This window comes from Flavobacterium reichenbachii (assembly GCF_002217435.1).
In the GTDB taxonomy this organism is placed as follows: Bacteria; Bacteroidota; Bacteroidia; order Flavobacteriales; family Flavobacteriaceae; genus Flavobacterium; species Flavobacterium reichenbachii.
The window spans coordinates 35359-55696 of sequence record NZ_MUHF01000011.1 but is presented as its reverse complement, the minus strand read 5'-3'; the positions used below and the strand labels follow the sequence as shown (position 1 = coordinate 55696).

At 32.7% G+C, this 20338-nt stretch carries 12 protein-coding genes; 5 read left to right on the top strand and 7 right to left on the bottom strand.

What is annotated here, in order from left to right:
• Window positions 1-720 precede the first annotated feature (720 nt).
• From B0A68_RS24445 to B0A68_RS10625, 6 genes are all read right to left on the bottom strand, one after another.
• Complete coding sequence (locus B0A68_RS24445; protein ID WP_051892828.1) at window positions 721-969, bottom strand: hypothetical protein; 249 nt, start codon at window positions 967-969, stop codon at window positions 721-723.
• Entirely contained in the window at window positions 966-1832 is an 867-nt protein-coding gene (locus tag B0A68_RS10645) for a hypothetical protein (RefSeq protein ID WP_051892826.1), read from the bottom strand. The genes B0A68_RS24445 and B0A68_RS10645 overlap by 4 nt, the downstream gene beginning before the upstream one ends.
• Window positions 1833-1950: 118 nt before the next feature.
• A complete protein-coding gene (locus B0A68_RS10640; protein ID WP_035688557.1) occupies window positions 1951-2790 on the bottom strand; it encodes a GNAT family N-acetyltransferase in 840 nt (279 codons plus the stop codon).
• A 393-nt stretch (window positions 2791-3183) separates the two neighbouring features.
• A complete protein-coding gene (locus tag B0A68_RS10635) occupies window positions 3184-3999 on the bottom strand; it encodes a hypothetical protein (protein ID WP_123947494.1) in 816 nt (271 codons plus the stop codon).
• Window positions 4000-4769: 770 nt separating this feature from the next.
• A complete protein-coding gene (locus B0A68_RS24840; RefSeq protein WP_394332273.1) occupies window positions 4770-4823 on the bottom strand; it encodes a hypothetical protein in 54 nt (17 codons plus the stop codon).
• A 343-nt stretch (window positions 4824-5166) separates the two neighbouring features.
• Complete coding sequence (locus B0A68_RS10625; RefSeq protein WP_035688553.1) at window positions 5167-5379, bottom strand: hypothetical protein; 213 nt, start codon at window positions 5377-5379, stop codon at window positions 5167-5169.
• Window positions 5380-5576: 197 nt separating this feature from the next.
• Between B0A68_RS10625 and B0A68_RS10620 the strand changes: the two genes are divergently transcribed.
• The 3 genes from B0A68_RS10620 to B0A68_RS10610 all read left to right on the top strand — a co-directional run bounded on the left by B0A68_RS10620 (window position 5577) and on the right by B0A68_RS10610 (window position 8585).
• Window positions 5577-6707, top strand: coding sequence for an IS3 family transposase (locus B0A68_RS10620; RefSeq protein ID WP_035688551.1), 1131 nt, complete (start codon window positions 5577-5579; stop codon window positions 6705-6707).
• A 4-nt stretch (window positions 6708-6711) separates the two neighbouring features.
• Window positions 6712-7899: an IS3 family transposase gene (locus B0A68_RS10615; RefSeq protein ID WP_084679156.1), complete on the top strand. Its 1188-nt coding sequence runs from the start codon at window positions 6712-6714 to the stop codon at window positions 7897-7899.
• A gap of 464 nt (window positions 7900-8363) precedes the next feature.
• Window positions 8364-8585, top strand: coding sequence for a hypothetical protein (locus B0A68_RS10610; RefSeq protein ID WP_035688549.1), 222 nt, complete (start codon window positions 8364-8366; stop codon window positions 8583-8585).
• A 126-nt stretch (window positions 8586-8711) separates the two neighbouring features.
• Here the strand turns inward: B0A68_RS10610 and B0A68_RS10605 are convergent, their stop codons facing one another.
• Window positions 8712-10421, bottom strand: coding sequence for a tetratricopeptide repeat protein (locus tag B0A68_RS10605; RefSeq protein WP_035688547.1), 1710 nt, complete (start codon window positions 10419-10421; stop codon window positions 8712-8714).
• 454 nt (window positions 10422-10875) lie between these two features.
• On the opposite strand from B0A68_RS10605, the gene B0A68_RS10600 reads away from it, so the two are divergent.
• Both B0A68_RS10600 and B0A68_RS10595 read left to right on the top strand, forming a co-directional pair.
• A complete protein-coding gene (locus tag B0A68_RS10600; protein ID WP_035688545.1) occupies window positions 10876-11751 on the top strand; it encodes a tail fiber protein in 876 nt (291 codons plus the stop codon).
• Window positions 11752-11761: 10 nt separating this feature from the next.
• A complete protein-coding gene (locus B0A68_RS10595) occupies window positions 11762-20281 on the top strand; it encodes a LamG-like jellyroll fold domain-containing protein (RefSeq protein WP_035688543.1) in 8520 nt (2839 codons plus the stop codon).
• Window positions 20282-20338: the final 57 nt, after the last annotated feature.

Genomic DNA, 20338 nt, shown 5'->3' with positions numbered 1-20338 from the left:
TAGGACCGCCTAAATGTTAAGGATATCTTTGTTGTTCGATAAATATAATTTACAATATGGGGGCCTTTCTTTTTCAGGAAATGCCCCATACTTTTTTACAATGTAAAATAGGAGATGAATAATGGCTGTTCAGCGCTAAAATATTGCAGGAGCGCTGCCGTGTAGTTGATGCACTTGAAGATTGTTGGAAATATACACATGTAGAGGTTGTAAAGTCTTAAAATTAGCAGTTTCTACCTTATCTCAAGTTATAAGAAAACAAAAACTCGCACCACCGGTGCGAGTTTTTGTTTAATAACTTTTTTTTCGTAAGATGTATTAAAAAGTTTATAATGCACATGTAAATTAAGTGGATTTGTAAACCAAAAATTGGTACACCTTAAAAGTATAATTAATCTATCGAATGCCTTGATTTATAAATACAAATAATTTTTAATCACAGTAATTGCACTGAAATCCGAAGTTTAGTATATTAAACATAAAGTAGGTTCAGGAGTTTTTGGCTCCGCCCAAAACGAGAAAAACCCCTGTGTTTACAGGGGTTTTTTATTCAGCGGAGAAAGAGGTCCCGCTAACCGTTTATAAATCTCAGTATTAACTGGTGTTTTCAGCGTTTTTTAAAACTTGGTACACTCATAGGTACAGTACAAAATTAGGCTCTCAATAGTTTGAGTAAAAATATGAAAAAGAAAAGATTGAAACTATTTATTAGTGATTTTTTTAGTCATTTAAATCTTTTAATTCTAAGTCTATCACTTCATCATTTTGATCATCTCTTAGAAAAACTTTTTCCAATGTCTTAAGGGTGTAAATTGATTTAATAAATATGTCCTTTGCCACCTCAGTATAGTTGTCATTTGTGATATTAAAATACTTTATAGCTTTTACACAAGCCTTATTAGAATTGCTAAAAGTATGGGCAAATAAGCCTGAACGTAAGTCGTAAAGATTCCTTAAAAAAAGTATCATATCGGGAATTTCGATATCGGCTGTTTTAAAAACTTTTCCAGCTTTGTAATTCCGCGATCATTTTTTTCCAGAACAATATTCTTTTGAAGCCCAGCCTCGTTTAACCTGTCAATTGTAAGCTTTATTACTGTTAACATCTGCTCACTGAAGGCTTTTACATTATTACTGGTCGGCATGTGCAGTGAAGTAAAAAGATGCTGGTCTTCAGAAGCAAGTTCTTTATAAAATTTCCAGCCAAATTTCTTTTCCCATTCATTATTAAATTTTACATATTGGTGTTTAAATAGCAGGTCAGCTGTTTCCGGCTGCTGCACCCAGTTTCCTTCAACCATAGTTTTGTAATATGTGGCACTGATTCCCTTCTGCGGAGCAATATTGTATTGTTTCCAGTGCAACTGTTCTTTATGTGGCAACGAAGAAAGTTCCACCAAAAATACAGCTACATAATCTTCAATGTTGTTATCTATTTTTAAAGAAAAAAAGTTTGAACTAACGCGCCATCCATCAACCTTATATTTCAATGGCTCATTGTAATATTTATTTAATACTTCTTTCTTAAAATAAGTAGTAATAAAATATTTGTCATTGGTCTTTTCGCAGTCTAAAAGTTTTTCATTTCCATCATCCTCATATCCAATTATAAATGATTCATATTTACTCTCTTCATCATCAAAATGGTAACTTTTCTTTTTGTTTGGGTCAAAGCTTAAAATTGTTTTTCCAGCAATCCAGCTTTGTTTGGTTCCTAAGTCGACGAAATCTATTGGTCTTACAAAATGATTATAAAAGCTTTTTTCAGTTTTAAAATTCTCATCTAAAGATGAAATATTTAGATCTTCAAAATTAATTTTGCTAGTTCTCATGAAATCAAAGCAAACTGCAAAATGAACTTTCCGGATAGAGATGTATTCTTTTAAAAATTTAAGTTTTACTCTCACTTTCTCATGGTTAATATCTTAAAGGTTTTTTCAACAAATATATCTATGCATCCCCCTTAATCACAAAACGGGCATAATCAGCTATGGGCATATAACCAGCCTTAATGCAGGCCCGATTTGATGCCAGGTTGTTTCCTTTGGTGTAGAGCATGCAAAAAGGATGCTCAGACAGAATCTTTTCCGTAAGTTTATAAAGAAGAGAACTCGCAAATCCTTGTCCGGTTTTTTCAGGCACTGTATAAAGTTTTCCAATTTCAGGATAGTCGAATGATTGCCTGTTCATCTCAACAGCTAACCCACAGATGCCATCCGCTTCCCAAACGAATAGGATTTTTTCTCTTATTTCTTTTTCAACAGCTGCTTTCATCTCGAAAGGGCTTTCCCTTATCCCTTCATACTGCTCTGTAAAATCAAGACTTAGTTTTATGAGCGCTTGCGCTTCATTTTGATCGGCTAAACGCATGCGACCTTCGCTAACTCTAAACTTAGGATTTAGTTTTTCACATCTATATATAACCAGATGCTTTTCCAATTCAAAATGCAGACTTTTAAATAAAAGCAAATTTTCAATTGTCTTCTTATCTCCAGCAAATACAAGGTCTTTAAGTTTATCAAATGGGAGCTCGCTTGCTAATATATCAAGATAAGCCTCATCATACTGCCTGCTGTAAATCAGGCAATTACCGTCCACAACAAATACCATAACCAGAGTACCATCTATTTCTGATTCTATATTAAAGGCCTGAAATACGCGGAGCATATTATGCCTCACCCCTTCTATAACATTTATCAAAAGAACATGTTCCATCGGATTTGCGTAAATATAGTCCCCGTTAGTATCTAAAAACTCTGAAGCCGAACTGAAATTTCTTACTTTATACATAATGCCCTTTAAAAAATTAAATATGCTGTTGCTAAGATAAATCTTTCCTGGCTTTTCCTGCTTCAAAAATATCAGCACATGTTAATAACTCTTTTCTTAACAGAGCAGATTTAATTTATTTAATAGTATTAGAATAGAATATAAGACTTCCTTTTTTAGCTGTTTGAAAGGATTTTAACGCAGCATATTCAATTCGAAACAGGGTAAATTATACTGTCCAGTCCACCACATGCTGCGAATAACAGATTCCGATTCCCTTTGTCCGCCTTTCATGTTTTGAAGTACTCTACATCTACAAACGGTCCACTGGTTAGATTCTTTTTTCCTATATTCTTTTGAAAACTGCCGGAACAAAAAACAAAAACAGCATGGATTGTACCAATAGGCCGCACTTCAATTTATCCTTACAATCCTCGATTCCGGAAAATCAATATCCAGAAACTTGTTGATCAATCCTGTCACAACATCAATGCGGGTACCTATGATTATATTTTTGTTCTTAGTGAACCAGTCAGTCATTATCGCCGTTAGTTTGGGCTTTATGATTCCAGTTGTCAAATCTGAAGGATCGCTGAACCACAACCCGCAACCGCTGATGCCATAAAGGTCCGGACCTGTGCCATAAGTTCCTTTTCTGCCGTCATACACCTGTTTTTTATTATACGTCGCCACAACATTTACATAAGGATTTCGCCCAAACTCTTCGTAATATTCAGCTCCTATGGGAGCTGTGAGATGAAATAGCATGGTGATGCCGAAAATGTCGGTTTTATATTTGACTTTTGCCTTGCTGGCGGGAAATCCCAGAAAAGAGTAATATTCCCAAGGCTGGAAGATGTGGTTGATGGCTAGATCCTCGGCCTGCACAAAACTATAAGATCTCTTGATATGCGGCAGACAGTCGTCGTCCAATCGGAGGACTGCAATATCTAGCTCGTCCTTTTCGCGATTCTCTGTTCGATTGATGTAGGTATCACCCCCTGGATATATTATCTCTTTCTCCTGTGACAGAAAAATGAAAAACTCTCCGTGTTTGTCCATAACATGGGCGGCCGATACAAGGAAATAGTGATTCTGAATCTGAATAAACACGCCTGTTCCATGGGCTTTATAGCTGGTCTTATTCAGCATGATAATGCACGTGCAGCTCCTCATCGCACTCATACTGGCAAACTGCAAGTTTCTGTAGTCTTCAGCGAATGTATCCATAAAAGATTATATTAATTCTACATTTGATTTTATTACCTGAAAAATAATCTAAAAATCAGAAAAATAAAAAAACGATGACAAAGTTTAGGTATTTTAAACTTCATTAAAGATATAAAGCTTTTTCATACATATCCAATATGGATGTGATAACAAAAACTGGAGAATTAGAAAGAACACTATAATCTTAACTTAATTTACTCTTCAACTCCATTTCCGTTATACTTAATTGTTTTGTTTAACATTTTGTCTAGTATGTTACAAAAATGCATAAATTTGTCCTTTCAATCAATTAAGAATTACAATATTATTTAAACTGATAATCCGCTCCGGAACTTTTCAATATTTATAAAAACACTGAAAATTTCCGTGGCAGATTCGTGGCACAGTTCAGAAAAAAATATTAAAATGCAGTATAAAAGCGGGATGTTACATTTTTGTTCGAATCCCTCTTTCTCCGTTCCAATCGTATGAAAATATTGTATTAAAAAATTAATCATTTATAGTGAAAGAAGGTGTTCGACAGTCGAACACCTTTCGATAATTTTAAAAGTTATATTTTCATTTTTAGAATAAAAATATGAAATAAAATCTAAAAAAATAAAATGGCCTTTTCTATTTAAAAGAACTGTATAATAAATAAGTATACACTTCAACCTCATATAAATAAGAAATTAGAGATTTTTACTAAGCTTATCAATAAAAATATAGGAATTAGGTGTTCGATTGTAATGCCTTCATTTATAAATGACACGGGAAAATGCTTTAAAAAATTATCTAACAAAATAATTATGATTACCATCAACTTCCAGATTATAGACAAGTATTGGAGTTTTCTCTTTTTCGATAATTTTTAAGATAATAATATACCCAGGTTACCACTTTTAAAAAGTGACTTTACGAAGGTATTTGTCTAATTAAAGTATATATCATTACAAAAAGGAGCAAATAGAAATATTTGCTCTTTTGCTATTTTTTAAAATTAATTAATCGTATTTCGATGGTCCATCTGATTTTAAAGATTATATTATGTAATTTGAACAGGCTTGTAAAATTAGGATGATTCTTGTCTTATTTCTTAATGCAAAAAACACATCATTAAAGATATTGAAAATAAAATTTTGCTTTTGTACTCTTGAAATTCCTTCCAAAGTAATAGAGCTTGTATCATTATCTGAATTTAATTCTATCATACCATCCATTTTCTAAACTAGTAAGTGCGTTTAAAACTTGAGCTTGATATTCTCTTTCAGACGAAATATCGTGATTTAAGAGGTCATTCGGAATTACAGCCATTGTTAATTCTTCTAACGTGTTCGACTTGCCAGCATTTTGGGCCAGAATTTTGAGCGCTTTTTCTAATAGTTCAACCTTAACTTCCATAAAAATAGCTTTTACTCTAAGATACAAAAAGTTAGTAATATTTCAACTTTTCTTATTAATTTAAATGTCTGATCTTATGAAACGACATATCCCGTTAAGCTTACTTTTTAGTACACATAAATTAACTTTAAATCATTATATATCAGCACTATTATATTTCGTAAATTCACATAAGAATAGAACTTAAACTTTAAGAGATGGAAAAACGTAAATTTTACGACCGAGAATTTAAAGTGAAAGCAGTCCAATTAGGATTTGAAGTAGGTCTCACAAAAGGTGCAAGAGAACTTGGTATTAGGACTACGTTTATGAGTCGATGGCGACAGGAATTTCTTGAATTTGGAACATTAAGTTTTTGTGGTCGTAGCTCCACAAGATTAGACCCAGAACAAAAACGATTTTCTAAACTAAAAAGGAAACTTAAACATGAGCTTCAAGAATCAGAACTTGAACTTGAAATTTTTAAAAATGCAAGTAAATATACTTCTGGTGGAAAACTTACAATTTACGATTTTATTAAAAGCCATACAGATAAGTACACGATTACAAAAATGTGTAAAGTTTTAGGTACAGAAAAAACTACATATGACAATTGGAACAATCAGGTAATTTCGACAATACAACGTAGAGTAAATTTGTTACATGAAGAGATAACTTCTATATTTTTTGAATACCATGAAATATATGGATGTTCAAAAATTGCTGCCGAATTACAAAGTAGAGGCTTTAAAATAAAAACAGGCCAAGTTTCTGTACATATGCAAAAACTAGGTCTGGTTAGCAAAGTTAGAAGAAATGCTAAATTTAAAAGAATTCTAACCGCTAATCCGTATGCTTTTCCTAATGTTTTAAATCAGCAATTCAATGTTGAAAATCCATCTATGGTCTGGGTCTCCGGGATAAGTCAAATGCAAACGGCTGAAGGGCTTTTATTCTTAACTATTATTATGGATTTATTTGACAGAAAAATTATTGGATGGAGCCTTAGTAATGGATTAACTATCAAAGAAACTATTATACCATGTTGGGAAATGGCTGTTCAAAATAGACCAATAAAGAAGGATTTACTATTTCATTCTGATCGAAGAATCCAATATACTAACAAGATGTTAAGTAATATATTAGACTCATACGAGTTTATAAGACGCAGTATGAGTCGCAAAGGAAATCATTCTGACAACGCTATTTCTGAGAGCTTTTTTAATTCCCTTAAATTTGGACTCATAGATTTAAAGGTTCTTCTAACAAAAAAACAGATGAGTGATAAAATATTTGAATATCTTGAAATCTACAATAAAGGGCATGCTATTATAAATTACCAACTTTAAGCCTATGAAAAAACGTAGAATTTATGATCGGACTTTCAAAGAGAACGCAGTTAAACAAACTTATGAGCGAGGCAAGAGTCAAACTAAATTTATTGCAGAAGAGCTTGGAATAACCGCAAAGATTTTATCCAGATGGCGACAAGAATATAAAAAGTTTGGAACAGGAAGCTTTTGCGGAGCAGGTTATTTAAGATTAACTCCTGAGCAAACCATAATTGCTAACCTGGAAAAGAAAATTAAAGATTCAAAAATAACACTTGAAATTTTAAAAAAAGGAACTGAACCTGCTTCTCAAGGCTATGTAAAGACTAAAGATTTCATTGAAAATAATAAATCTAAATTTTCAATAATAAAAATGTGTACCGTATTAGAAGTATCAAGAACTACATATTATAATCGAAAAAAACAAGAGCTTTCAGATACAGAAACCCGAATAATTTTATATAAAGAAGAAATTACATCTATATTTTATGAATTTAAGAAAAAATATGACGGTGTTAAAATTACAAAAGAACTTCAAAGAAGGGGATTTAAAATACAATACCCGTCAGTAAAATTTTACATGAAAATGCTAGGTCTTCGCAGCAAAGTTAAAAGAAAATTTAAGGTAACAACTGATTCGTACCATAATCATTATGTATCACCAAATTTATTAAATAGAGTATTCACAGTTGGTGAGCCTGCTAGTGCATGGGTTTCAGACATCACATACATACAAACTATCATAGGCTTTATGTATCTCACAATTATTATGGATTTATTTGACAGGAAAATTATTGGATGGAGTTTAAGCTATGGAATGAGTACCAGACAAACTACTCTCCGTGCTTGGAAAATGGCTGTTAAAAATAGGAAAATTACCAAAGAATTAATATTCCATTCCGATAGAGGTGTTCAATATGCAAATAAAATGTTTACCAATACATTGGACTCTAATAAATTGGTTAGACGAAGTATGAGTGGTAGAGGAAATTCTACTGACAATGCAGTATGTGAAAGTTTTTTTAATTTTTTTAAAGCTGAATTGCTTGTTGGAAATGATCTTGTATCGAGGAAACAAATGAAAGTACAAGTATACGAATATATCGAAAATTGGTATAATAAAAAGAGAAGACATACATTTCTAGGCTTTAAGACAATCGCAGAGTTCGAGAATATTAATAAATCCCTTTATGATTTTATTAGTTTTTAGTTTTTATCAAATATAAAATTGATGATATGTAACACAATGATCATATAAGAGCTTATATTTGCAAAACAAAAAGTATAATACTACTGTCTGTTAATACGTTAGTACTTAAAATTTTGTGAATGATTTAATGGTGAAATAGTAAAATTGAATTTGGGTGCAGAATCGGTGCATTAGGTTCAAGACATTTATAAAAACGTAATAAAGACGGGATCTCAATACATAAAGTTCGAATCCTGCTCTCCCCACAAAAAAGTCCTAATGAAAATTAGGACTTTTTTTTTGCTTTTAATTTAAAAATTCAGAATATGTAGCAAAACCTGCAAATCGAAAGATTTACAGGTTTTTTTCTTTTATACTGCTTTATAGCCTTCGATATATACTAAGTGGACGTTAGTACAATAAATAATTTTCAACTCTGTATTCTCAGTAAATTTTCCATCTGAAGCCAATTGAACCATAATAAGATGAAGTTTGGCATTTTACTGGCAGCATTTCTTTTTTTAATTATAAGTTCCTGTAAATCGTCAAAATCCGTCGATTTTAAGGAGTCGATCGACCAGTCGCAGCACAGAGCCTTTGAAATCATTCTTGGAAAAGAACATCTAGGAAAAAAAACTGAAATACCTGGAAAAAGAGAATTACAAGCAAGCATTAGCAGCTTTGCATTAGAAGAATCAATTCCTTAAAGAACTTCATCTATTTGATCGAAAAGAAATAGAAGAACTGAAAAAGAATGGTCAATTTGATCGTTTTCTCCAATAATCAGTCACAAAGTCCACAAATAATATACCAGTTGTTTTATTAGTATCGAACTATCTATTATCTATAATCTCAAAAAGTAAATCATATTTATCTCCTAATTTTTTCTTTAATCGCTGTTTGCTTTTTTTGATCGCATCAATCGTTACGCCTAATAAATTCGACATTTCGTAGTTATTAAAATCTAATTTTTGAAGCATTATTATTTTAAGATTAGATTCTTTTAATTCTGGGAAATTTTCAATTATGGTATTATAAAAATCACCGTGTTGTTTTATGAACGCTCTTTTAAAAGCACCCCAATTTTCATCTGTCATTAAATGGGAGTTCAATATTTCCTGAAGTTTTCCGTTTTCATCTTGTATATTTTCAGAAGAAAAGTTTTTAAGTTCATTAAGTTCATTTTCTAAAATTGATATCTTTTTATTTTTATTTTTGAGGTATTCAGCATAAGTATCTATATTAGAATTAGCATCCTTAAGCATCTTTTCAAAAAATAATTTATCATTTTCAAGTTTTATTTTTTTGGATATTAGTCTTTTATTTAAAGAATGGTAAGTCGTAAAACTTAATACAATCGTTAAGAGTAAAATTATAATATAGATTTTCTTCATGCTTGCTTCTTGTTCTAATTGCAGTTGAATTTTTCTGGTATTATCGTCATGCTTTTTTTTCTGAACAAGCCAATAGGACCTTTGCAATACGGTATTACCGTCTGTTTTCAGTAAATATTCTTCAATCAATTTGAGCTGGCGTCTTAATATTAACTCTTTTGCAGAGTTTTTGCCGTTTAAAATAATAAGCTTTAATTCGATCACCTCTTTAAGTGAACTTCTGTAGTAAGATTTTGAACTTGCAATTTCTCCCGCTCTATCTAAAATTTTTTCAAGTTGAGCTGTATCTTTTAGTTTTAAAAGAATTTTGGCAAATAATATAGAAGCATACATCTCATTCCTATCAATTTTAAATTTTTTAGAATAAGAAATATCTTGCTTTAAAAGATCTGAAGCCGCTTTTAGATTTCCCTTTTTTTCATAAATGAGTGCTTTATCACCTAATATTTTTGCATATCTGATACTGTCACCAATTTTTAATGCAACTGCTTCAGATTCATTTAAGTATCGCATTGCATTTGATAAATCTTTATTTCTAAGATAACAGTTTCCAATTGCATTTAAAACCCCGGCAGATTCTGAAGAAGGTTTTGTCAGGTACTGCATCGATTTTTTATAGAAATTAATAGCAGAATCATCTTCTACTGTAGACATGATCCAGCCAAAGAATTTAAAAGTTTCCTGAGGCAAAATCATATCCAAGGGATCAATTTTATTACTTTCTTCCATTGTTTCAAGTACAATTGGAATTAGTTTGTCAATCTGACAATAGTAGTACAAGTATTGCGAATAATTCAATTGCGTCCAAATAAGGAGCGCAGGATCATTATGCTTTTTGGCTTCTTCTATTGATTTTAGAAAATAATATTCACTTCTCTTATTTGTTTTATCAAAAAAAGTAGAAAAACCATTTGCCAGAAGCGCATCATATAAAATATGGGATTTTTTATTAGAAGATTCCTTTAAATAAGACAGACGTTTTTTTAATGCTATTGTGTCTTTTTTAGTATTTTTTTCTTTGAGAATTATAGATTCAATATTTTTAATTAAATCAGAAGAAGAAGATAGTTCTCGAGCGTGTAATTTTGTAAAAAAAACAAAGGCATATAACACAAAAAACAGTGTGGCTTTTTTTGTACAGAAAATCATTTTGGAAAAGGGGCTTATTTTAAGTTGCTAAACTATAAAATAAATGGTTTAACTAAAAAAAAATCAACAGAAATCTTAACAAAAAGCAAGAAAAAAGTTTCAAAAAAAGTCTTCTTATTACTACAATTACAATTTGTAGTACAGATATCGAATGATTAAATTGAATTTGAAGAATCATCTTTAATTGGAGAAATGATCATGAATTGCTGATGACCATTCAAACATTGAGTGTGGAGTTTTTGTTTAAAAACAGTTTTTATAAAAGGAACTAAGACCGGTTTTTCGAAGTGTTTGTAAATTAGTTTTTTGTGAATTTGGAAACACTAATTTGTCCTCGTTTTGTCTCTACCTATTATTTAATAAAGTAATTATTTTAAAATAAATTCGGCATTTATTATAAGATGCTAAAAACATCTTTTACCAGTCCAAATTATTAATTTTTTAAATGATATCTATGAAATCAAAATTACTTTTAATGTTGTGTTTTTTCTGTGCAACAATCTCAAATTACGCTCAAAGTTCATTCACTGAATCAGGAATAGCGGTACAGGGTATTGCCAGGGATGCCAGCAATACTGCGTTAGCAAATCAGACGATTAATTTTACATTTACACTTTATTATCAAGATCCTTCAAAAAGTGAAAAAGTTATTTACACGACCAACAAAAATTTAACAACTGATGTATTTGGAGTTTTTTCTGATGTAATTGATTCAGGATCGGTTAATAGTAGTTTGTTTGCGAATAATGTCGCTTATCTTAGAATTCAAAAAGGCGCAGAAGTTATTTCTGATGAAAAACTGCGACATGTACCTTATGCGATTTCTGCTAATAACGGTGTTCCAACAGGTTCAATTATGCCTTTTATTGGTACTGCTGCTCCAGATGGATGGGCACTTTGTAACGGAGCACCACTGCCAACTACCGCTACAGCTTTGATTGCTATGGTAGGAAATAACGCTCCTAACCTGCAGGGTATGTTTTTAAGAGGTACAGGAACCAATACTGTAAATAATCAGGCTGGACCTCTTTTAAAAGCAACACAAGATGAAAGTTTAAAAAGCCATTTACATGGTAAAGGTACACTAACTACCGAAACCGCTGGTAATCATAACCATAAAAATGGAAATTATGATCAACTTTTAAGTATGACAGGAAAGTATACAGCTATTCAAACAGATGACAATGTTGGTCAGCCCGATATCGCTTCTGCAGCAACAGTACTAGATGCTGGTAATCATACACATAATATAAGTGGCTCAACGGCTGATTTTGGAGGTTCAGAAACAAGACCAGTTAGTTATGGTGTAAACTATATCATTAAATTATAAAGCTGTAATTATGAGAAAAATAATTGCGGTTCTCGGAATGTTTGTTCTGGGAGCGGGACTTTATGCTCAAAATACGAGTGGAGCTAAAATAGTACCCGTATCACAGGCTATTCAAAAAAATGGTTTTAATATCCAGGTTGGTCTTCCTTTTTTGGGACAAAATAAAAGTGGAGTAAGAGTTACAAATCCTGCGGATATTCGTTTTCCGTGGAGTACTTTGTATTTGTATAAAACTTTTGCAGAAGAATCTTTTAGTGTTTCAAAAGGTTTTTATGGAGATAAAGTTTTAATTACTTGGGATTTAAGGGCCAATCAAAATCTGGCAAAAAGTATAAAAATATACAGAAGAGTTTATACAGAAGCCGGAAATCTACCATACAATTTAGTAGTTGGTCTTTCTGCCACCGAAACAACTTACGAAGATAAATATGTAGAAGGAGGCGTTCTGTACGAATATAAAGTAGAAGCACAAGGAGTTAGTTCAGTTCCTGAATTGTATAGTACTTATATTACGGGTATAGGATACAGAAATCCTACAGCTGTTGTAACGGGTAATATTAGTTATAAAGGCGGAAACCCTGTAAAAGATGTTGTAGTTACAGCAACTCCAAGCGGTAGTGATAGTTCAAAAGGAAGTGGTTTGAGTATTCCTGCTTTGGGTTTTGTAGATATTAAAGATTTAAGTACAACAATTTCGAATTCGGCAACTTTTCAGGCATGGGTAAAACCAAATGGAGCTTATGCAAGTGATTCTGAAGCTGCTATTAGATTGTTAAATATCTCTAGTTCTAAAAGTGCTGATAACCTTGATATTACAGTGAAGTTAAATCCGGTTGCTAAATCAATAGAGGTTAATATTGGCGGAAACAAATATGTATTAAAGAATTATTTCCCTTCTGGTAATTTAAACTCGAGAGGAAATGATTTACTTGTACCTGTTTCAGACTTTAATAAATCTTTCGTTCACTTTTCTGTAGTAATTAATGACAATCAGACTCCCCTATTATATGTTAACGGAAGACAGATTACACAAGCTTACGTAACAGAAACTGACAGCAAATTGAAAGGTGTTGATGCAACTTACAAAGCTCCTTATTTTGAGGCAGCAATTCCTGCAGGCACAACAAAACTTTCTGGTGTGACTTGGGATAATGCTAAAGTTGGAGGAGGAAAATCTAGTTATATCGATGAAATAAGAATTTGGAAAGCGGCATTAGAATCTGCTGTAATTAGAACAGACTATTCAAGATTCATAAGCGGTAACGATGCCAGAATGGTCACGTATCTAAGAGCAAATGAAAAAGCAGGAAGCTATGCTTATGATTTATCTCGTAACGGATTTAATTATAACGAAAACCACGGTAAACTTTGGGATACCAGTACAGCAGCTGCCAATAAAGTTGTATGGGCTCCAGAAGCAGATAATTATCCAACCACATCTCAATTGGGTGTTTTAGGTGTAACAGACAGTAAAGGAAATTATCAGATTAGTGCGATACAATATTCCGGTACAGGAGAATCGTATAACATTACGCCAATGTACGGTCAGCATAAATTTGAAGCTAATCAGCAGCTGGTTTATTTAGGACAAGGTTCTGAAGTCGTGAACAAAATTGATTTTATCGACCAATCTTCGTTTAGTTTTAAAGGTATCGTAGCATTTGATACAAGAGGAATTTTTAAATCTTATGGAGAGATAGATGGTATAAAAACTGAAAATAAAAATGATGTATGGATTGATGGCGGAGCTAATATTCTGGATGAAGGATATAACTACTATGAAGTCAACGGAGAAAAATTTCCTAAAGGGAAATACTGGAAAAATGGTGGAAAACTGGAAAGCCCATCTGATGATTTTTTAGATCGCTATGCTGAAATTAATACAGTAGGAGCAAATGTATATATTGACGGAAATATTGTGCTCGATGCCAATAATATTCCGGTGGTTACAGATGATAAAGGGTATTTTGATATAAGTGTCCCTATTGGAAAGCATTATATCACAATAAAAAAAGACGGACATCAATTTGTTTATAATGGACGTTTTCCGGCATCTACAAGTGAATTTAAAGAGTTTTTTGAAGATTCTAATGAGCCGGTTTATTTTATAGACACTACTAAAGTTACTGTTGTTGGTAAAGTTGTGGGAGGTTCTGTAGAGGCAGAAAAACCTATTGGTTTTGGAGGTGAAGGTGCAGTAATAAAAAGCATTGTAGACTCTGGAATTACAAAAAATCTTGAAGTCAGCGCTAAAAACAACATTGGTACAGCTGGTTTTACTTTAGGATATGCACCAGTAGGAGCCAATGTCACCCATTATACAAAGTATAGTTATACTACTAATGACAAGTCGGGAGAATACAGAATTACGGTAATGCCTTTAAAATATAATCTGGAAGCTAATGATTTGGTAATTAAAACCAATAACAGCATTTCTTTATTAAAAACAGGGACTACAGAAACATTTGATTTCGCGCAAATACCAGCTGTTAAAACGCCGGAATTTAAGTATAAAGAAAATAATGTAGATAAAACATTAACAGGGAAACCGTACCATTACGAGAAAAGTTTTACCTATAGATCAACTCCGGTATTGCAGGTAATCGAGCAGACTTCTGATAAGACTGTTGACGTTGGAGGAACAAAAATATCTACAGAAAATTTTGCAAAACCAATTTATACGCAGTTTATGGCGTATAAAATTGTAATGAATCGTTTTGAACGTTACACCAATAATGATTCAGGAAGTGCTGTCGAAGTTAAAGTACCCGTAACAGATGGAGAATTGGTAAAAACTAATAATTTAGCTTTGCCGAATTCAGAAACAATTACAGCAGAAGGCAATACTTTAACATACGCATTTAAAGGCGGAGTTCCTTCTGTTACGTCGCCTTTTGAAATAAAAAGCAGTTTGAAATATCGATTAAATGAAGTCGATTATCTGGTTGAGAATTTTAATGATACCGGAATTATTTTAGGTGGTGCATCAGACGGAAGCCAGACTTTTGTTACAGAAGCTCCAGATGTTCCTGCTATAATTTTGAGAGACCCGCCGGGATCAAACAGTTCTGCAACGATAGAGAAAGGACAAAGTATTTCATTTACATCAGAGGCATCTTTGGCGCATCAGGAAGGTTTTACCCAAAATGTAAATATCAACTCCGGAATCAAATTTGTAATCAGTGGTGGTATTGTTCCTACACCAGAAACAGAATCAGAAGTAGTAAATGGTGGTGACGTTGGTGTTGGTCTTAATAATACCTCTTCTGACGGTAAAACCATTACGAGCACCTATACTTTTAATAAAGCAATATCAACCAGTGACGCTGCAGATTATGTGGGGTCTGATGGAGATTTGTATATAGGGAATTCTAAAAATGTATTTTATGGTTCTTTTGATAATGTTGAAGTTTCAAGTACTATTCCAAATGGAGCTTATGTAAATCTGGGAACGGCTTTAAATCCGGTTTATGTAAGTAAGCAAAAGGCTTTAATGTTTAATAATCGCACCAGTCCAACTACTTTTATGTATTCGCAAAAACATATTTTAAATGTGTTAATACCAGAATATGAACTTTTTATTACAAATAATTTGAATGGACCAGATTCAAATTCAACAGAAAATGTAAATAAAAGAAAGCAATATGCTGAAAAGATAAGACTTTGGAGAAAGATAATTTTAGATAATGAAAAAGCTAAATATGCAGCAAAAAACACTCCCGAAGCATACAAAGCAGGTTTAACAACTGTTATAAACAATTTTAAAAGTAAAATTAACAGCGTTTATAATGAGGTAAATGATCCTGTGGCCAAACAAAAACTGACTAATCAGCTTAATCAGTCTAATGAAATTAAAGGCTTATTAGACGAAAATTTCCAGAAAAACATTTCGTTTGATGCAGGTTTAGGATCTTATACCCAAACTGTAGAGACTAGTGTTATTGACACAGATTCTTATTCATACAACCTTGTAATAGACGAGTCGCTGGCATTAAAACTGGGCTTTCAGGTCAATAATGTAGGGATTATAACAACTACAAATGCATTTTTTCAGCAGGATATTAATTCTTCGCTGTCAAAAGAAGAGACTACTACAACTAACATAAGTTACACCATTAAAGACAATGATGCTGCGAACTTTTTAAGTGTAAATGTAGTCGATGCATTTGATGGTAACGGCCCTATATTCATCACGCAGGGAGGTAAAACATCATGTCCGCATGAAACAGAGGATAAGACGATTTTTTACAATAAAGCAAGTTACAGTGATACTGCTGAAGTAATCGAAGAGCTGGCTGAAAACAAACGTGAATCATTAAATTTTGGTACTCAGAAAGTAGAAGTTCCTGTACTTACTGTTACGGATAATGATATTAGTAATGTTTCGGAAAATAAAAATGCTGAGTTTGAATTAAAGCTTACCAATAATAGTGCAGCAGGAATTGATACTAACTTTTTATTAGTAGTCGATAATACTACAAATCCAAGTAATGCTGTAATTAATATCGAACCAAATGGTACAATTGTTCACGTGCCTTATGGAAAAGAAGTTATTTACAAACTGACTTTAGGTAAATCTATTTCGGATATTTATGATTATAAGGACATAAAAATCAGACTTCAGTCATTATGCGACGGAGAAGATGTAAGTTCAGAAGTATTTATTTCGGCCAGTTTCGTTCCTTCATGTTCCAGCGTAACAGTAAGCGCACCATTAAACAACTGGGTGTACAATAGAGAGAAAGCTTTTAATACAGATGGATCAACTAAACCGTTAGCAATAAATTTAACGGGCTATAACACCAAGTTTAAAAGTTTCAAGAAAATTGATTTGGAGTATAAACTAGCCACAAGTCCAAACTGGATTCGTCTGCATACGTATTACGGTACTCCTGAATTTTATGATGAAGCAGTAAAAAATAATGAAACTCAAATTTCATCTATAGGTGCAGCAGTGAGTTTAACTTACAATTTTGATATCGCATCTTTAAAGTTATCAAATGGGAACTATCAAATTAGAGCCAGAAGTACTTGTACAAATAATACAGAATTTATTTCTGAAATTATTTCTGGACTTGTTGATTTAAGTGCGCCTCAGTTATTTGGCACACCTCTGCCAACAAATGGTATTTTGAGTGCGGGCGAAGATTTAAAAGTAAGTTTTAACGAAAATATCTTTTACAATCCGGCAGTAAGCACAATCGAAATAAAAGGACAGACGAATCAGTTAAAAATCGATCACAATGTAAGTTTACATTTTGAAGGAAACGGTAATACCGCAGTAATCAACAATCCTAAAATTAGTTCAGGAAATTTAAGTCTTGAATTCTGGTTGAATAATGAAACCAAAGCTTCAAGCGCTTCTATCATTTCGCAGGACGGCGGTTTAAATATCGGATTAAACAGCGGGAACATTTCCTTTACCTTAGGAGATATTACCGTACAAGGAGGATTCAAAAACGATAATTTATTCCATCACTATGCTTTTACATATAACAGCAGTAACGGTGATTACAGAATTTTTGAAGATGATACTGAAATTGGTTCTAAAAGCGGTAAAGCAAATGCACAACTTGCCAATAATAATGTTTTGGTAGTTGGAGGAAATACATTTGCCGGAAACTTGCATGATCTTCGTTTATGGAATAAAACAGTAAGCAGAGAAGAATCTTATGCAAAAATGTATGCTAAATTAATAGGCAATGAAGCTAATCTGGCTGGTTATTGGCCAATGAATGAAGGAAGAGATGCTTTAGCAAAAGATTTGGCCAGATTTAAACATGCAACTGTAAATGCTTCGTGGGATATTAAACCGAAAGGAACTTCCTATGACTTGAATAACGGACAATATCTAGTTATGGACAATGTTAATTTTGTTCAGCTAACTAAAGAAATGGACGCTACTATGGAGTTTTGGATTAAAACAGGAACTTCGCAGGAAGCAACTATATTCTCAAACGGAAAAGGAGACGGAACAGATGTTATTCAAAGCAATGGCTTATCTAATAAATGGTCTGTTGACATGAATACTTCTGGTAATCTTTTGTTGAAAAGCGAAGGCCAGTCGTATGCCTTAACAACAAACGCACTTTCTGATAATGCATGGCATCATGTCACTTTATTGTTCAATAGAACAGGATCGTTACGAACTTATGTAGATACAAAATTAGTATCTTCAAACGTGATGACAGCCATTGGAGGTTTCTCTGGAAATAAAATTTGGCTTGGAGCAAGAGGAGCAAAAGATCTTTCGGGTAAAGAAACAGTTGACCGTACTTTTACAGGTAAAATAGACGAATTCCGTTTGTGGAATACACTTCGTAATGTCGAACAAATAAACAGAGACAGTTATAATGAAGTAGATGTAGAAAGCATCGGATTGTTGTTATACTCCCGAATGAATGTTCCGGATCCAGTTACAGCAAACGGACCAAGATATTATCATGCAGATGCAAATCAGACAGTAGTGGTAAACAACGCAGTTTTAAGCAGTGGTACTGTAAATTATTCAAATGATGCTCCGGCGATAAAACCAGAACGTCAGCTGGTTAAATTTGTGACCACAAATGTTATTAAAGACGGCGAGATGATTATCGCACCAGTTATTACAGATTGGGCATCATTAGAAGGACAAATCTTAGATATTACCGTGCACAGAATGTTTGACAGTGCCAATAATATGCAGGAATCTCCGGTTACCTGGACAGCTTATGTTAACCGTAATGAAGTGAGCTGGTTTGCCGAAGGATATAATGAGATTGTAGACCTTACAAAGAATAGCGGTGAAACCAAAACTTTTGAAATTACATTGGTTAACAAAGGAGGAAAACAACAGCCTTATACGATTAATAATGTACCAAGCTGGTTAAGTTTAAGTAAAACAACCGGATCAATTGATCCTAATAGCAAAACAACTATTAAAGCAGTATTAGATGAAAACGTCGCTATAGGAGAATATCTGGAGAATTTATATTTACAGACTGATTTTGGCTACGATCAAAAATTACAGGTTAAATTAAGAGTATTAGCTCCAGAACCTAATTGGAATGTGGATCCGACTCATTTTGATTACAGTATGAATATCATTGGAAAAATAAAAGTTGACGGCGTACTGTCTGTTGATTCTTATGATAAAATTGCTGCTTTTTATAATGAAGAAGTTAGAGGATCTGTAAAGCTCGTATATAATGACGCTTATAAGGAATATTTTGCCTTTTTAACGGTTTACAGCAATACAAATTCTGGTGAAAATCTGAAATTTAAAATTTGGGATGCCTCTCAAGGTAAAATTTTAGAAGCTTCTATTGAGTCTAATCCATCTGTTACTTTTATGGACAACGAAGTATTAGGAACTTTAAGCAAACCTTATATATTTATAAACTCAGGCTTGGCAGAACAAGAAATTAAACTGAATAGAGGATGGACATGGATTTCTTTAAATACCAATGACGAAAATTTTACAGATTTAAATGCATTAACGAAGAATTTAAAATTAGAAACTTCTAACCGTATTTTAAGTCATTCTCCTGCATTGCTGGATACTTATTTTAAAGATAATTCAAATCCTGCAAACAGCAGATGGTCTGGTACTATAAGTGCAAACGGAGGACTTTCTTCTTCTAAAATGTACAAAATAAATGTAACAGAAGAACAGACATTAAAAATTAAAGGAAAAAGTGTAGATGTGGCAACATGGAGTTTTCCAATTAAAGAAAACTGGAACTGGCTTGCTTATCCTTTAGCATCTAACCAAACTACAAATGAAGCTTTGGCTTATTTTGATGCTGCTGACGGAGATGTTATTAAATCTCAAAATTTGTTTGCGATCTATGATCCTATCATTGGATGGAACGGAACTTTAAAATACTTAGAAGCCGGTAAAGGCTACATGATTAAATCAAGTAAAGAACAAACTTTTAAGTATCCAGATAATTTAGAGAAAAGCAAAACAGGAAAATCTGCTTCTAACAGCCAACAGGAAACAATCGCATCAGAATTCAAACAGTATTCACAAAACATGAATGCAGTTGTTTTACTTCCAAAAGGATTTGATGAATTGTTTGTATATGATTCGAAAGGAGTTTTAAAAGGAGCTTCAAGAAATCAGATGATCAATGGAAAAGAGCTGAGTTTCATAACCATTTTTGGTGAAGATACAGAAGAGTTGTCATTTACTCTGGGAGATGGATTTTCTAAAAAAGACACCTCTAAATCGTTCGTCTTTAAAGGTAATAATGTACTAGGAACAATTGCTGATCCAGTTATTTTAGAAGAAGTTTCAAAAAGCGAAAACAGCATTTATCCAAATCCTTTTACAACGACGTTAAACATAGAGCTTAATGCAGACAAAAAGCAGGAAGTAAATGTGCAGCTTTATTCTGTAACCGGTCAATTGGTATTCAGCCAAAAGACGATTATCGAAAGTGGCAGAAATGTGATTTCGATTTCTCCAAATATAGCTCAGGGTGTCTACATAATAGAGACAGGAGTTGATGGAAAAAAGGTAAGAACTAAAGCTATAAAAAATTAAATAATCAATAATTGAGCTCCTAAAACATCTTTCTAAGTTTGTTTTAGGAGTTTATAA

Excerpts from the sequence above, each read along its gene's own strand:
- B0A68_RS10620 (WP_035688551.1), top strand. The coding sequence starts at position 5,577 with ATGGAAAAACGTAAATTTTACGACCGAGAATTTAAAGTGAAAGCAGTC.
- B0A68_RS10605 (WP_035688547.1), bottom strand. The coding sequence starts at position 10,421 with ATGATTTTCTGTACAAAAAAAGCCACACTGTTTTTTGTGTTATATGCC.
- B0A68_RS10600 (WP_035688545.1), top strand. The coding sequence starts at position 10,876 with ATGAAATCAAAATTACTTTTAATGTTGTGTTTTTTCTGTGCAACAATC.
- B0A68_RS10635 (WP_123947494.1), bottom strand. The coding sequence starts at position 3,999 with ATGGATACATTCGCTGAAGACTACAGAAACTTGCAGTTTGCCAGTATG.
- B0A68_RS10640 (WP_035688557.1), bottom strand. The coding sequence starts at position 2,790 with ATGTATAAAGTAAGAAATTTCAGTTCGGCTTCAGAGTTTTTAGATACT.
- B0A68_RS10595 (WP_035688543.1), top strand. The coding sequence starts at position 11,762 with ATGAGAAAAATAATTGCGGTTCTCGGAATGTTTGTTCTGGGAGCGGGA.
- B0A68_RS10615 (WP_084679156.1), top strand. The coding sequence starts at position 6,712 with ATGAAAAAACGTAGAATTTATGATCGGACTTTCAAAGAGAACGCAGTT.
- B0A68_RS24445 (WP_051892828.1), bottom strand. The coding sequence starts at position 969 with ATGATACTTTTTTTAAGGAATCTTTACGACTTACGTTCAGGCTTATTT.
- B0A68_RS10645 (WP_051892826.1), bottom strand. The coding sequence starts at position 1,832 with ATGAGAACTAGCAAAATTAATTTTGAAGATCTAAATATTTCATCTTTA.
- B0A68_RS10610 (WP_035688549.1), top strand. The coding sequence starts at position 8,364 with ATGAAGTTTGGCATTTTACTGGCAGCATTTCTTTTTTTAATTATAAGT.
- B0A68_RS10625 (WP_035688553.1), bottom strand. The coding sequence starts at position 5,379 with ATGGAAGTTAAGGTTGAACTATTAGAAAAAGCGCTCAAAATTCTGGCC.